The organism is Rhodococcus sp. FG69 (assembly GCF_057808915.1).
In genome coordinates, this window is record NZ_JBMDIX010000147.1 from 1 (window position 1) to 310 (window position 310).

General features: G+C 60.3%; 1 protein-coding gene. It reads right to left on the reverse strand.

Annotated features, from left to right (window positions below):
- On the reverse strand, window positions 1-310 hold a 310-nt coding region (locus ACODSO_RS29375; RefSeq protein ID WP_489040120.1), incomplete at both ends, for a condensation domain-containing protein.

Here is a 310-nt window from a genome sequence, read left to right on the forward strand (position 1 = left end):
CAAACCGCTCCACAAAACCATCCACCGTCACCACATCGAACAAATCCGTCGCGAAGGTGAACTCGGCGTGGATCTCTGCCGGGCGACCATCCGCTGTGGTGCCGTCGAAGATCGTCAGCTGCAGATCGGTCTTCGCGAGCGGTGAATTGACGTCGACCGGAGCAATCGTCAAACCAGGCAGCTCGAGGCTGGCTCGTGTCATGTTCTGGAAGGACAGACCCACCTGGAACAACGGGTTCCGTGCCGTGGAACGGACCGGATTGAGCACCTCCACCAACCGCTCGAACGGCACATCCGCATGAGCGAACGC